At 46.6% G+C, this 13,392-nt stretch carries 15 protein-coding genes and 2 tRNA genes; 6 read left to right on the plus strand and 11 right to left on the minus strand.

The window, feature by feature from the left end:
* The first annotated feature begins 36 nt into the window (after nucleotides 1-36).
* The 6 genes from H5647_RS15060 to H5647_RS15085 all read left to right on the plus strand — a co-directional run bounded on the left by H5647_RS15060 (nucleotide 37) and on the right by H5647_RS15085 (nucleotide 3,981).
* Nucleotides 37-1,719, plus strand: coding sequence for an ATP-dependent DNA helicase (locus H5647_RS15060; protein ID WP_045859706.1), 1,683 nt, complete (start codon nucleotides 37-39; stop codon nucleotides 1,717-1,719).
* Nucleotides 1,712-2,089 carry a hypothetical protein gene (locus tag H5647_RS15065; RefSeq protein ID WP_045859707.1) on the plus strand — a complete coding sequence of 126 codons (378 nt, stop codon included), beginning with the start codon at nucleotides 1,712-1,714 and terminating at the stop codon, nucleotides 2,087-2,089. Before H5647_RS15060 ends, H5647_RS15065 begins: the two co-directional genes overlap by 8 nt.
* A complete protein-coding gene (locus H5647_RS15070) occupies nucleotides 2,082-2,345 on the plus strand; it encodes a hypothetical protein (protein WP_045859708.1) in 264 nt (87 codons plus the stop codon). Before H5647_RS15065 ends, H5647_RS15070 begins: the two co-directional genes overlap by 8 nt.
* A 243-nt stretch (nucleotides 2,346-2,588) precedes the next feature.
* Nucleotides 2,589-2,843 (plus strand): hypothetical protein, encoded by a 255-nt coding sequence (locus H5647_RS15075; RefSeq protein WP_162926410.1) that lies wholly within the window; start codon nucleotides 2,589-2,591, stop codon nucleotides 2,841-2,843.
* A gap of 84 nt (nucleotides 2,844-2,927) precedes the next feature.
* Nucleotides 2,928-3,479, plus strand: a complete 552-nt coding sequence (locus H5647_RS15080; protein WP_045859709.1) for a hypothetical protein — start codon at nucleotides 2,928-2,930, stop codon at nucleotides 3,477-3,479.
* Between the two features lie 97 nt (nucleotides 3,480-3,576).
* Complete coding sequence (locus H5647_RS15085; protein ID WP_045859710.1) at nucleotides 3,577-3,981, plus strand: hypothetical protein; 405 nt, start codon at nucleotides 3,577-3,579, stop codon at nucleotides 3,979-3,981.
* 114 nt (nucleotides 3,982-4,095) lie between these two features.
* Here the strand turns inward: H5647_RS15085 and H5647_RS15090 are convergent, their stop codons facing one another.
* The 11 genes from H5647_RS15090 to H5647_RS15140 all read right to left on the minus strand — a co-directional run bounded on the left by H5647_RS15090 (nucleotide 4,096) and on the right by H5647_RS15140 (nucleotide 13,235).
* A complete protein-coding gene (locus tag H5647_RS15090; protein WP_045859711.1) occupies nucleotides 4,096-4,533 on the minus strand; it encodes a hypothetical protein in 438 nt (145 codons plus the stop codon).
* Nucleotides 4,533-5,408: a tyrosine-type recombinase/integrase gene (locus H5647_RS15095; RefSeq protein WP_082087190.1), complete on the minus strand. Its 876-nt coding sequence runs from the start codon at nucleotides 5,406-5,408 to the stop codon at nucleotides 4,533-4,535. Before H5647_RS15095 ends, H5647_RS15090 begins: the two co-directional genes overlap by 1 nt.
* A gap of 263 nt (nucleotides 5,409-5,671) precedes the next feature.
* Nucleotides 5,672-5,758: transfer RNA gene (locus tag H5647_RS15100), tRNA-Leu, on the minus strand.
* Between the two features lie 76 nt (nucleotides 5,759-5,834).
* Nucleotides 5,835-5,908 (minus strand) — tRNA-Cys (locus H5647_RS15105).
* 269 nt (nucleotides 5,909-6,177) lie between these two features.
* Nucleotides 6,178-6,735: a CDP-diacylglycerol--glycerol-3-phosphate 3-phosphatidyltransferase gene (gene pgsA / locus H5647_RS15110; protein WP_045859712.1), complete on the minus strand. Its 558-nt coding sequence runs from the start codon at nucleotides 6,733-6,735 to the stop codon at nucleotides 6,178-6,180.
* Between the two features lie 146 nt (nucleotides 6,736-6,881).
* Nucleotides 6,882-8,747, minus strand: coding sequence for an excinuclease ABC subunit UvrC (gene uvrC / locus H5647_RS15115; protein ID WP_045859713.1), 1,866 nt, complete (start codon nucleotides 8,745-8,747; stop codon nucleotides 6,882-6,884).
* A complete protein-coding gene (locus H5647_RS15120) occupies nucleotides 8,748-9,401 on the minus strand; it encodes a response regulator (RefSeq protein ID WP_045859715.1) in 654 nt (217 codons plus the stop codon).
* 289 nt (nucleotides 9,402-9,690) lie between these two features.
* Nucleotides 9,691-10,371 carry an alpha-ketoglutarate-dependent dioxygenase AlkB family protein gene (locus H5647_RS15125; RefSeq protein ID WP_052692098.1) on the minus strand — a complete coding sequence of 227 codons (681 nt, stop codon included), beginning with the start codon at nucleotides 10,369-10,371 and terminating at the stop codon, nucleotides 9,691-9,693.
* Nucleotides 10,353-10,586, minus strand: a complete 234-nt coding sequence (locus H5647_RS15130) for a glutaredoxin family protein (protein ID WP_045859717.1) — start codon at nucleotides 10,584-10,586, stop codon at nucleotides 10,353-10,355. Before H5647_RS15130 ends, H5647_RS15125 begins: the two co-directional genes overlap by 19 nt.
* Before the next feature lie 190 nt (nucleotides 10,587-10,776).
* The gene (locus H5647_RS15135; RefSeq protein ID WP_045859719.1) at nucleotides 10,777-12,231 is read right to left on the minus strand and encodes a DUF5610 domain-containing protein; all 1,455 of its coding nucleotides are present in this window, start codon (nucleotides 12,229-12,231) and stop codon (nucleotides 10,777-10,779) included.
* Nucleotides 12,232-12,338: 107 nt separating this feature from the next.
* Entirely contained in the window at nucleotides 12,339-13,235 is an 897-nt protein-coding gene (locus H5647_RS15140; protein ID WP_052692099.1) for an FHA domain-containing protein, read from the minus strand.
* Nucleotides 13,236-13,392 lie beyond the last annotated feature (157 nt).

The following is a 13,392-nucleotide window of genomic DNA, read 5'->3' on the forward strand; positions in this document are numbered from 1 at the left end:
CTCATTAAAGTGTCCGGTGCTATTAGACCACTACAGGTGTTGAAAGAAGAACAGGACATTATCAATTTTACGGTACAGGGCTACAGCACGCAGGATAAATTGAACGCGGATTACCACATTCCTATTGTTAAAGACTACCGAGGAAACAAGGAATTTGAGTTAAGTGATGAGCAGAAAAATGCTGTAACGGACATTCTGCAAAGTCGTCATAGAGTGACGGCGGTACAGGGAAAGGCTGGCGTTGGTAAAACCACGATGATGGCAAGTCTAATACAAGGCATACAAAATGGAGGCGGTAACGCGCTTGTGTTAGCCCCGACAGCGGATGCAGCCTATGACACGCTACGCGATGATGGCGAAGTTCACCAATGCACTGCAATGCAAGAAGCACAAACATTAGCGCGGTTTTTCAAAGATGAAAAACTCTGGGACGCAAACAGAGGAAGCACGCTGATCGTTGATGAAGCAGGCCTAATGGGTGTGGGTGATATGCATAGCTTATTTGCTATCGCCAACCAGTATGACAACCGCATAGTGTTGGTCGGTGATACTGGACAACACAATAGCGTGATGCGCGGCGATGCGTTCCGTATCTTGCAGGAAGAAGCAGGACTTGAAACCCTCACTCTTGAAAATATTCGGCGGCAAAAAGGTAAATATAAATTTGCCGTTGATGCCATTTCAAAGGGCGATTTAACAGGCGGATTTGATCGCCTCGACAAACTCGAATCGATTACCGAAGAAAACGATGACGAAGCCCGTTATAGAACCCTTGCCGAGAAATATGCTGACTATGTTGATAGGCAGGAAACGACCTTAACGGTTGCCCCTACTCACGCCGAAGGCAAGCGCGTCACCGAAGAGATTCGTCGCTCTTTAAAAGAACGTGGACACGTCAAGGACAATGACCACCAAGTAACACGATATAAAAATCAGCAATTCACCGAAGCGGAATTGGGTTCTCGCCATAGTTACAAGGTGGGGAAAATGATCCGCTACCAGCAAAATGCCAAAGGTAATATCAAGCGAGGCTCGCAATCTACCGTTTCCAAAGTGGATAAAAATAACGTCTGGGTAAAAGACGAGAACGGCGAGGAAAAGGTTCTCGATAGATCACAGGCAAAGCACTTTAATGTCTATGAAAGGCAACAACTTGATCTAGCGGCTGGCGACAAAATCCGCATCACCGAGGGCGGTAAAAGCAAGAACGGCAAGCGGCTGATTAATGGCTCGATTTATCAGGTAAAAAACATTCAGAAGAATGGTGATATTGAGCTTGATAACGGCATGGTACTAGACACAGAACAAGGCAATATCGCGCATGGCTACGTTACCACTTCCCATGCCTCTCAAGGTAAAACCGTCAAGCATGTCTTGATCGCGCAAAGCACCGCTTATGGCGGTGCTGCCAGCGCAGAGCAATTTTATGTTTCTGTTTCACGCGGTAAAAAATCGGTGGAGATTTTTACCGATGATAAAGCTGAATTGCGCGAACAAATTCAGCGTAGCCATCAACGCCAAAGTGCGATTGGTCTTCTCAAAAACCAACCTGATACAGACAAGGCCAATAAGGAGCATTCAGAGTTTATTGCGTCGAGAACTGCAATGGTCAAGCAGGGATTATTGCAGCCCGACTTTATGCCAGTTCCACCACCGAGCAATGATCGATGGCAGGATCGCGTAAGGCAGAATCAAGGTAGAGGTTTAGCGCGTGAGTAATTCTGCCGATGACATTTTAAGTTCACTCAAAGGAAGCCTGAAAGAACAACTTCCTGAAAAATCGAGCGAAGCTAAAACCCACGAAGCAGGTGCGCCATCCATCACTTTTGTGCTTACAGGTGGATGGCCACACAGCTTTCCCTATAGTTACCTGCGTTCGTCGCGCCACACAAAAGATGGCATTACCGTTAAAACGAGCGATGCCATTATCACCGTTAAAGGCGCGCATCTGGAGTCTATTTACAGTTTTGTCCGAAGGCAAAAAATTAGTGAGATAGCTCTCTCACCCAAGCAGGAAAATATAGGCAAGCAAACCTTTGTTGAGTCCATTTCCATCCACTATATAGATGAGGAAATCACCTATGAATGACAACACTCTTTCACACACTGAAATCTCTCGCCCCCTTCCCATTGTCGATCTTAAAACGATGGATGATGAAGTGATAAAAACGCTGATAGCGGATGGCTACAAACTGTTGGATCAACGCAAGCGTGAACACGAACGACAGGTAAAGGAAGCGATTAAGCAAATGGCGATTGATGCAGGGATCAAGGTATCTTTTCGTGAGCCTGTGGAGCGCAAGAAACGGGTAAATAAAAATGACCCCGCTAACGCGGAGAAGTAAGGACACGCCAAAGCGTGAAGACTTAGTTTATTTTGGGCGCTTCGCTTGAGCGCTCACCAAAAAACAGTTGTCCTGCGCCGCCTACAGGTCTTTAAATCACACTCAGAACCGTGGCTACAACCCCGCAAGGGGGTATTCCGCCAGAACCATGAGAATGATTTAAACCTTCCGCGCGGCTCCGAAAAACAGTTTTTAAGACATCCCCTTGTATTGGGTTGGGCATGAAAGAGCGAGGTAAAACCCGTGGAAAAATTACTGCTTGAGATTTTAAACGAGCTGAAATCACAGAATGTTGCCAGCAACGAGCTTTGGAGTGCTAGCGATATAGCGCGTTACATGCGCCTGAGTACATCATCCATTCAATCTCGGGTGATATGCCGACAAGACTTTCCCCGTGCTGTGCGTATCCCTACGGACTCAGGTATGGGTGGGAGGCGCTGGTATGCCAAAGAGGTTAAGAATTGGGTGTTGAGGAACAGAGAACCCGTCATGCGCTAGAGTTTTTTTATCATTAGGCGTAATATCGGAAGGGATTTTTGCATCTAGAAAAATACAAGTATTTTGACGACAGGAAGAGTTGATATGAATGCCCTTTGGGAAAAAGTACGTGAGCTATTATCCGTATGGATGATCGCCTTCAAGACCGTGTTTATGGTTCTGGTGGGTATCTACCTCTGTTTTGAAATTGGGCAGTTATTTGTGGATGGGTGCCTTACGCCTTCTTGTGACGCGGGTGCTCACGCAACCAAGAGCAAATTTATGGATTTCTCGCTCGTATTTCTATTTGAGGTGATCGCTATTGCGCTCATTTCCCTTTTACTACCTCTGTTATGGATAGCAGGAAAGCTGGTTTTATACAGTGCGGCACTGGCATTGGGAATTGCTTTTGCTCTTGTTATGGTCGCTGTTGCAATAGGAATGATTGCCATTGTTTATCTGATGTTCAGGGATTTCGGATTTTGGGGCGGAATCATGGCTATTGGTGGCGTTGTGGTTGTCATTAGAATGTTTGGCGGTAAGGCAAGAGATTATGCTTCGTCAACCTATGAATCATATGCCAGAAATTCGATTATGAGCGCAGGATTAGAAAATGAGATGAAACTTCAAGAAAAACAACAAAATGAAATTAACTGACAATAGCAAGAACAAAATCACGCAAATCTTTTAAAAAAATTAAATAATTTTTGGTGAACTTCTAGTGAAAAAAGGCTGTTTTTAGGAGGCTTTTAACATGATTGAATTTATTTTTTCTACACTATTAAGAATTAAAATTATAGCCGGGTTATTACTCGGCTATTGCTTTTTATTTATTCCCGTATTTTTTGTGTTGGGTGTTCTGATCCTAATCCTAGAGTCAATTGGCATCCTAAGTCATAGTTATTCTGATTATTCTACTTACACGGCAATGGCGATATACACAATAGTATATTTATATGTTGCAATTGATTATCTCAGGGATACCGATAAATACAAATCAAAAAGAAGAGCCTATGATGAGAAAGTGTACAACGAATATTTGCAATCCAAAGAAGTCCTGATAGAAGAAAAAATTCCTGTCGAATCCGGTTACGATGATACCAATTCGGAATGGCTAGAAACGAGAAGAAGAGAGCTTGCGCAAGGTAATAACAAATAAGAAGCCCTATATTTATACTGATTTCGAGAGCAATACATATATTTCTTGTGTGAGGAAAATTCTGCAACTATCAATGGTTGTGCCTCGCCTTCAGAAAACAGCGAGGCTTTAAGACTACCTCGCAGGAATATAAAAACCGCGCCTATCAGCTTCGATGAGCAGCAACTTGTAATATTCACAGACTCGCTCAAGGACAAGTTTTCTCTGTAAGAAGTCCGCACGGATAATCACTCCACCGATCAAGTTCATTCTTTCGTCACGATGCTCAGAGTAGTTAAATCTAGACCCTCCCTCCACTAACGATCCAAAGCATAGCCATAGAAAAAATACGATATTGTCCGGCAGGTTTTTGGGGCGAAGATCATCACCCTTAAAATCACGCAAGAAGTTTTCCAGATAATCTAGCAGCTCTGCGTTAGGGTACTGGAAGGTTATATTACCCTCGGTGAGTTTACGCCTTGCATTATCAAGATGCGTGGAAGCGCGTTTCACGTCCTCACGCATCCTGTCGATTTCAGGGCGTGATAACTGTAAGAGTTCCCATAGTTCCATTATCCTAACCTCCCTGCGATTTCTTCGGCAGTGGCGTTATAGTAAATCATTAGGCTGCGTGGATCACGATGCCCGACCATACGGGCAAGGTCTAGCACGTCTAACTTTCTTGCAAGTCTAGTAAGCGCTTCGTGGCGAGTGTCATGAAAGGTTAACCCTTTGATTCCAGCAAGTGGCAAACAGCGACGAAAAATAGTACCACTACTGGCCTGATTACTGTTAAACACCTTGCCATTGCTATTCGTTGGTAAAAGCTCAAGCAGTCTAACGGCTTCAATGGATAGCGGCACATCGCGCTTTGTGCCGTTCTTCGTTTCATGCAAGTGCACGAATTTCTTTTCCAAATAAACATCATCCCAAGTAAGCCCCCAAATTTCGCCTTGGCGCATGGCCGTTTCGAGGGCAAACAGGAACGCAACGGCAATGATATGGCGGGTGGTCGTTATCGACAGCCCGTCAAAGCCTAAAGCATCCAGTATGCGTTCAATTTCTTTGTCACTGATACGGCGATCTCTGGGCTGCAGGTTCTTGGGTCTTCTGATTCCCCGAACGGGATTGGTCGTCGTCCAGTTCCAGCGAGTAGCTTGCTCAAAGACTGCACTGAAAAGATTGAGGTTACGATTCACCGAGCTGGCTTTGATCTTGGTGAGTGAGGTTTCTATCCATTCATCAAAGTGATGCTGTTTAAGCTCGATCAATAAAATGCCTGTCAGAGATGAGCGAAGAAATTTGTTTAAGCGGTTATGCTCGTTGCGGTGGCTTTTCTTGGTAGGGGATATTTCATCACGATAACGGTTTAAGGTATCGCCAAGCGTCTTACCCTGTACCACACCATCCTGTGAAAGCTGTGGCTCTATATCGGCAACCCATGCCATTGCCTGCACTTTTTATTGCCGAAGGTTTTTGACTTGTATTGCCCGTGTTTTCTGATTTCTGCGAGAAAACGTTTGCTCTTAAGTTTGCGAAGACTTGCCATAGTGGATGCCTCGTTCGTATTTCATTCGTAATCTATTCGTAAAATCACGCGAAATATGGCGGGTTATGGCTATATATACAGAAACATACCCTAGCGAAGAAACGCTAAGCTATTGATTGATAAGATAAAGTTGAATCTAGCCAGCTATGGCAAAATGTATAGTGGTGCCCGGGGCCGGACTTGAACCGGCACGACATTGCTGTCGGGAGATTTTAAGTCTCCTGTGTCTACCAATTCCACCACCCGGGCATGGGCTTTTTGATGTGAGGCCTGGTAAGCCTAGTGCCTTTCGGCTTTTCCTGTAACCTAGTGGTTACAGTGAAAGTGGAGGCGCGACCCGGAGTCGAACCGGGCTACGTGGATTTGCAATCCAGTGCATAACCGCTTTGCTATCGCGCCTAATAATGCTGCTTAAAACAACCTAGCGTCTTATTTTGTGCTTTGTATGAATTCTAAAATTCAACGCACTTTTCACAAGAACTACTTGTTGAACCCACGCTTTCTGCGCTTTAGGGTTCGTGCCGTTCAAGGGCTGCGAATTGTAATGGATTAAATGGGGAAATCCTAGTGCCCTTTTACTTAAAATGTTATTTTTTTCGCTGACCGTTTTATGTGCAGCCCCCGAAGCACGGGGGTTGGGCGATATATAACCAATTGTTGCAGCGGTGTTATTCGTCGCCTCTGAGGCTTGGCCACGCTGCGCGCAGGTATACGTACATGGACCAGAGCGTGAGTATTGCAGCGCTGTACATGGTGACATAACCCAGCATGTTGATAATGGGCCAACCTTCTGGGTCGACGGAGAGTAATACCACTATGGCAATAATTTGTAGTGTGGTTTTTATCTTGCCAATAGAGGATACCGCTACCGTTGCGCGCTTACCGAGTTCGGCCATCCATTCACGTAGTGCTGAGATTACAATTTCTCGGCAAATAATGATGGTAGCCGGCAGCGTAAACCATACGTCGGCATGGCTCTCTATGAGCACTGCTAATGCCACGGCGACCATGAGTTTGTCGGCTACTGGGTCTAGGAAGGCGCCAAAAGGTGTGGCGAGGTTGTATTTACGAGCAATGTAGCCATCTAGCGCGTCGGTGATACCCGCCAAACCAAATAAAATGGCTGAGGTGAGAAAGCGCCATTCGAAGGGGGAGTAATACACCACGACGAGTAGAGGTATGAAGGCGATACGAATAAGGGTTAACTGATTGGCAATATTGAACATGAAAACCTGTTGCCTGAATGCGGATGGAAATTCAATAACTACGCAGCAGGAAACCCCGCCACTTAACCTTAACTTCTGCCGCCAATTTAGCCGATTTGAGCGTTTTAACACCACCGAAAGGTGCTTAAACTTGAATGGTGAGCACGTTACTCACTGTGAAGCGTGGTGTAAACCTCTTCCGCCATTTTTTTACTAATGCTGGGCACTTTCGCTAGGTCGTCGACACTTGCTTTCATTATGGCTTGTAGGCCACCGAAAAAGTTAATGAGTTCTTTTCGCCGCTTGGGGCCAATACCGGGTATAGATTCTAGTGTGGAGGTACGGCGTTTTTGGTCGCGCCTTTGTTTGTGGCCGGTAATGGCAAAACGGTGCGCTTCGTCGCGTATCTGCTGTATTAGGTGGAGTGCGGGGCTATCGCTTTCGAGCACGAGTTCGGTACCGTTGGGTTTTATTAACGATTCAAAACCGGCTTTACGTGTGGTGCCTTTGGCTACGCCTATTAGCTGTATTTCTTGAATACCTAGCTCTTCCATGACTGTTTTTGCTTTACCTAGCTGACCTTTACCGCCGTCTATAAGCAATAAGCTGGGCAATGCCTTGCCCTCTTTTTGCAATCGCGCATAGCGGCGATTGAGCGCTTGCTCCATTGCGGCGTAATCGTCCCCAGCGGTGATGTCGTTTATGTTGAAACGTCGGTAATCTGATTTTACCGGCCCGTCTTGGTCAAACACCACGCAGGAGGCAACAGTGCTTTCGCCACTACTATGGCTAATATCAAAACATTCTATGCGGCTGGGGCATTCATCTGCCCCCATGGCTTCTCGCAGGGCTTCATATCGCTGTTGCAATGTGTGGGTACTGTTAAGCCGTGCCTGTAAATTATGGCGAGCGGCTTGAAGCGCCATGGCGAGCCATTTTGCTCGGTAGGTGCGCACATTGGCGGTAATTTTTATTGGTCTTTGTGTGTGCAGGCCTATAGCGGCACTAATTGCGTCTTCGTCGCTTATTACGTGGCTGAGCACTACGTAAGGCGGTACATCCATAGAGGAGCCACCTAAATACGTGTGGCTAACAAAGGCGCTCAGCACTTCGCTCTCGCTACTTTCGAGTTTGTTTTTAGGGTGATAGTTTTTGCTGCCTACCACGCGACCTTGCCGTACAAATAACATGTGGATGCACACACCAGCGGGCACTGCAGCACAGGCAATGATATCCATATTGCGGTGCCCTGCTTCCATTACTTGCTGGGCTTGCACTTGGCGCAGTGCCGATATTCGGTCTCGGTAGAGTGCGGCTTGTTCAAACGCGAGTGTTTGTGAGGCGGCCTCCATTTTGTTTACGAGCGAATGATGAAGGCTGTCATTTTTTCCGTCGAGAAATAGCGATGTTTGCTCTACATCGGCGGCATAATTTTCTTCGCTTATGTGGTCTACGCAAGGCCCAGAGCAACGGTCTATTTGGTACAGCAAGCATGGCCGTGCGCGATTACGGTACACACTATCTTCACATTGGCGTACACCGAAAACTTTTTGTAAAAAATTAAGGCTTTCACGCACGGCGCTGACATTAGGGTAAGGCCCAAAATAGCGACCTTTTTTCTTTTTAGTGCCTCGATGCAACGATAGCCTGGGATGCGGTTCGGCGTCGGATAAGAAGATATACGGGAAGGATTTGTCGTCACGCAACAAAATATTATAGGGCGGCTTTTGCGATTTTATGAGGTTGTGCTCAAGCACTAAGGCTTCGGCTTCGCTCGGTGTTACGGTGATTTCAATTGTATTAATTTTTCGAACAAGCGCTTGTGTTTTGGTGGTTAAACCACTTTTATGGAAATAACTGGAGACGCGCTTTTTTAGGTTTTTGGCTTTTCCGACATACAATATTACGCCGGCGTTATCGTACATTTGATAGACGCCGGGTTTACTTGTGAGGTTTTTAAGAAAGGTTTTGGAATCGAATTCAGCCGGTTCTTTTAGGGGCTGCTCTGGCTCGCCGGTGTTTTTTTCGGACATTTAGCTGAGGCTGTCTACATCTAATATTTTATGTTTTACTGCCAGTAATGCTAGCTCTACATCGCTGTTAATATCGAGCTTATCGAAAATACGATAACGATAGCTATTGACTGTTTTAGGGCTTACACAAAATGATTCGGCAATTTCTTGAACTTTAGAACCGTTTGCAATCATTATGGCCGTTTGTAGCTCGCGCTCAGATAATAATTCAAAGGGGGATAGATCACTCTTAGATGAGGAAAAGTTTTTAAGCGCTAATTGCTGCGCTAAGCTGCTGCTCATGTACATGTTGCCGATTAAGACTGAATTAACGGCATCTACGATTTCGTCGAAACCTGAACCTTTAGTAACATAACCGGATGCTCCGGCTTTTATAAGGCGCTCTGGGAACATGTCATCGGATAAGGCGGTGACGGCAATAACTTTTGTACCCTCGCACGCCGCAAGTATTTTACGAGTAGCTTCCATTCCACCAATTCCGGGCATTTTTACGTCCATTAGAACGATTTCCGGACCAAGCTCACGCGCTAGGGTAACGGCTTGCTCACCTGTTTTGGCTTCACCAACGACATCAAACCCCTCGACATCTTGCAGCATTCTAACAATGCCCATACGCACTAAGTCGTGATCGTCAGCAACCAATATTCTCGTCACCTATTTCTTCCTCTTATTATGTCTAGGTAAGCTCTTATTAAGCCTAGATTATTATGGTTTCAAGGAACTGCTTTCTTAAATGAAACAGAGGACCGAGCCCTATGGCTCGTCCTTACCTGGATTAACCCTGTAAGCGCACACAATGTACCACTCGACCCTTCGAATGCCTAGCAGAATGACGATAGCACGACACTTATACCGGATATTCGGGATTCGCCTTACAAGGTGTGTGCTTCTTGACCTGAAGCATTACCAAGTGGCGCCTATTAATCGATAAATTCGCTGTTATTTATGTGAGTTTAACCACGTTCCTGAAGGTTAGATTAATACGCATTTCGCTGGTTGTACGGGTTTTCGGCAAGCTGTGCAGCCAATGGAGCTGTGTATTGCCGTTCATAACGAGCAGATCACCCTCACCTAGATCGAGCGACACCCGTTTACCCGTAACGCTAGGCGTTTCTTGCGTATGAGCACGTTTTGGTTTCAATAGGAACGGCCTACGCTGCCCCAAACTAACGGAAGCAATTAAGGGTGTTTTACCCAACTCTTCTTCATCGTCTGCGTGCCACCCTACACTATCGTTGCCATCTCGGTATAAATTAACTAATACGCTATTAAAGGGTGCTTCCAGCGTTTGCTCGAGCATCGCTTTTAGGGATGAGAGTTCTGGTGTCCAAGGATTGGGTTTAAAAAGTCGCCCGGAATAACGTAAGCAGGCTCCGGGGTCGGCGAACCAGCATTGCAGTCGAGGAATGGGCACAGGCTGCCCAGCTATAACAATAGTAGGCTGCTGCCAGGGGTAGTTTTCGACAAACTGCGTAACAGCATATTCGGGAAGGGCTTGATCTAGCCAGCGTGGCTGATAGTGCAGCTGGGAGCCGTTGCCCAACATGATACATTCGGGCGTTTGCGGGGCGTCAAAAAGGCTATTTTGCTGCATAGCTTGGCTGTTCAAAGCGCTTTTAACCAATCTGAAAACGCCTGCTCATCGAACGGCCAACCGAGTTCTTTGCGTGTTGATAGGTCTACAACGACTGGAATACGCACGCCATAAGCGCCTAATAAGGCGCTATCTTCGGCGATATCAACAACGGTGACATTAAAACGACCACAGCGAGCAATAACCTCTTTTGCGAGGTCACAAAGATGGCAGCCAACGGTGCTATAAAGTGTTAGGTTTTTCATGCTAGGGGAATGTCATTCAGCATTATCGAGAGCGGGAGTTTACACCACTCGAAAGGAAACGCTAAAGACCTACGCAGAATCTCATTTAACGCGCCGTCGGGCGGACAATATTATAGCGCCCCTATGTGCGGCTATAACCTAACCATCCTATAGGTAGAAAGGCGATATTTACTCGGCCGTAACGAGCAGGTTAACCCTCAGTATGATGACGTTCTAACGCGCCAAACATCTGCCCCATAAACGGCTGGTACTGAGGGAAATGTGGGTGCTGCCCAAATTTCGGACGACCCGTAAACTCCGCCAAAGCGGGTAGCTGAGCTGAATCGAAACCCAGCTCACTTGTACGTTCGCGCACCGCTTCCAACTGCTGAATAAATTCACTCATACGTGCAACGCGATTATCAACGGGGGGCAATGCAAATGATTGAGGCTCAGACTGCAACTCAATTTTTTCAGTACCGGCATTCGCCACACCGCCGTAGGCCGATTCGATGCGGCTATAGGTTGTTTGGCTGAGGTTTAACGAAAATTGCATTATTTCGTCGGTATCAAAACCCACTTCCAATGCTTTTTCGTACGCTTGATAAATATCGCCACCAAAAAACGATTCGGCAACGTCGTTCAGCTGTGAGAGCAGATCGGTAATTGCACCCATTTCGCCGGCATCTAGATCCCCTTCTACCGTCAATTGGAAATTATCCATGGCATCACGATCATATTGGCTATCGCTGCCTGCTGGCCCAGACACGGATTGAAAGCGTTCACCTTGGTCTGCGTAGCTGCGAATGGTCACAACATCACCGTCGGTTGTTTTTAGTTGAAAGCTATAGAGATTACTTTCTGATTCTTCTTTATCGATTCGGGTATAGAAATCTTGTGTTGGGGCGATGAGCGTTTGGAAATTCTGAGCGTCTTGATTGGCACTCATGTCTTCGGTAAAAGGTTTGATAAAATCTTGTGGTGCAGTGGCGATACTATTAATTTGGCCTGCAGTTACCGACTGGGCGGTTTCGGCGGGCAATGGTTCTGCCGTTTCGTCAAATAAGGCTACGTCGGTTGCCGGGCTTGCCAGGCCATATTGCTCAGCCATATCATTTATGCCTTGCACTACTTGATTAAACATTCCCTCTACTGCGGCTTTAACCGCACCTTCATACAACCCCATATCTCTAAGCTGTTCCGCCGCTTCTGTAAAGCCTTTCATAAACCCTTCAAAACCAGCTTCTATGCGAGACTGCAATTCTTCTTGGCTGGCACCATCATTTACATCCGTGGCGAGTCTCTGTTCAATGAAAGCCAATACCGTTGCTGCGCCTGGGTTACTTACACTGTTATTGCTGGCAGCAGTAACACCCGCAGTATTTGCAGTATCAGTGTCAGGTGCTGCCGCTGGCGCCTGAGCGTTGGAACTCATGGTAGACGGTTGATAGGTTACCGCTGGCACACTTTGGGTTTGACCATAACTAGGCGTGTAGTGTGTGGAGGAGTATTGATAAGAGGTTGTTAGCGTTGCGCTAATGGTGGTTTTGCCACCGCTCCCGTTTTCGGTTACTACCGTACTGCTTTGCTCTGAACGGTGGCTACTATGGCTATTGCTGTAACCGCCCAATACATTGCTGGGGTTGTGGGTAGGCAGGTGAATCATAACGACGCTCCAAAAACTGGGCAGTTAGTTTCTATACCCTGCTTTCGGCAAATAATGCCGTTACTTCAATAATATTTGGTTCTGAAAAACGGTTTCTTCAGTGTGCACTAGACCGCACTTTTGTACCAGACCCAAACGCCCGCGCCAAGCACGACTAAAACAGCGCACCACAATGCCACTCCGCCAACTTTAGGCCCCCTTTTTATACCCTGCAATGTCCCGTCGGCATTAGCCTCCTGCGATATAGAATCGGCAACGTGCTGGTGAGGCGTGCGAATTTTGGGTTGCATGCCAGAGGCCGTGTTGCGCAGCGCGGTTGATGCGTGACGGGCCTTTAGGTCGGCAACTTTCACTACAGGCCTAACGGTTGTCGACTCTAAGTCTATTTGGGGGCCTGTAACATGAAATAGTAATGTGTCAAAACGGACTTGATCACCAGGTTTTAATACGGCGGAAGTTATGCGCTGGCCGTTAACAAAAGTGCCGTTAGCTGACTGTAAATCTTCAATCAACAAGCCTCTGTCACTGACCTTCAGGCGCGCATGTTTACGAGAGAGGTGCGCTACCCCTAAGCTGATGTCACATTCTTTTGCGCGCCCTAGAACGGCCGTACCCGTAATCGTAAATTCTTTACCGGCGAGCGCTGTCCCTGAAGGCGTTAGCGTCCATTGAGCCACTTCGGTGTGGTTTGCAGGCAACTCACCTTCTTCTGCACTTTTTATACGGGAATCGAGCAATGTTAATTCGGTGTGACCCCAATGCAAAATATCGCCATGTTGAAGTTTGCGCGCGTGCTTTACGGGCACACCGTTAACCCGGATTAGAGCATCACCCACACCATTCGAGATAGTTGCGGTGTTATCCAGTATCGTTAGTTCTCCATGGCTCGGGTGTAAATTTGCCGCTCTAAACGGTGCGCCGCAGTCCAGCCCAGAACCGATAACATAAAGAGGCTCCACCAGCCAAATAGGTGTCGTTTGACCCTTAAAATAAAGTTGAAGCATAACCGCCTGTTCTCAGTTTAAGTAAAGAGATGTAAAAGAACTTCCACCAACCCGCAAGACTTTTCTATTATCACCGTTAACGTGGCGTGATAAATGGATTATATCGAAGCGGAACAACGCTAAGCGAGCCTTAATCCCGTAACTTTTGAGGCATATC

The sequence above is a fragment of the Teredinibacter purpureus genome (assembly GCF_014217335.1).
Taxonomy (GTDB): domain Bacteria; phylum Pseudomonadota; class Gammaproteobacteria; order Pseudomonadales; family Cellvibrionaceae; genus Teredinibacter; species Teredinibacter purpureus.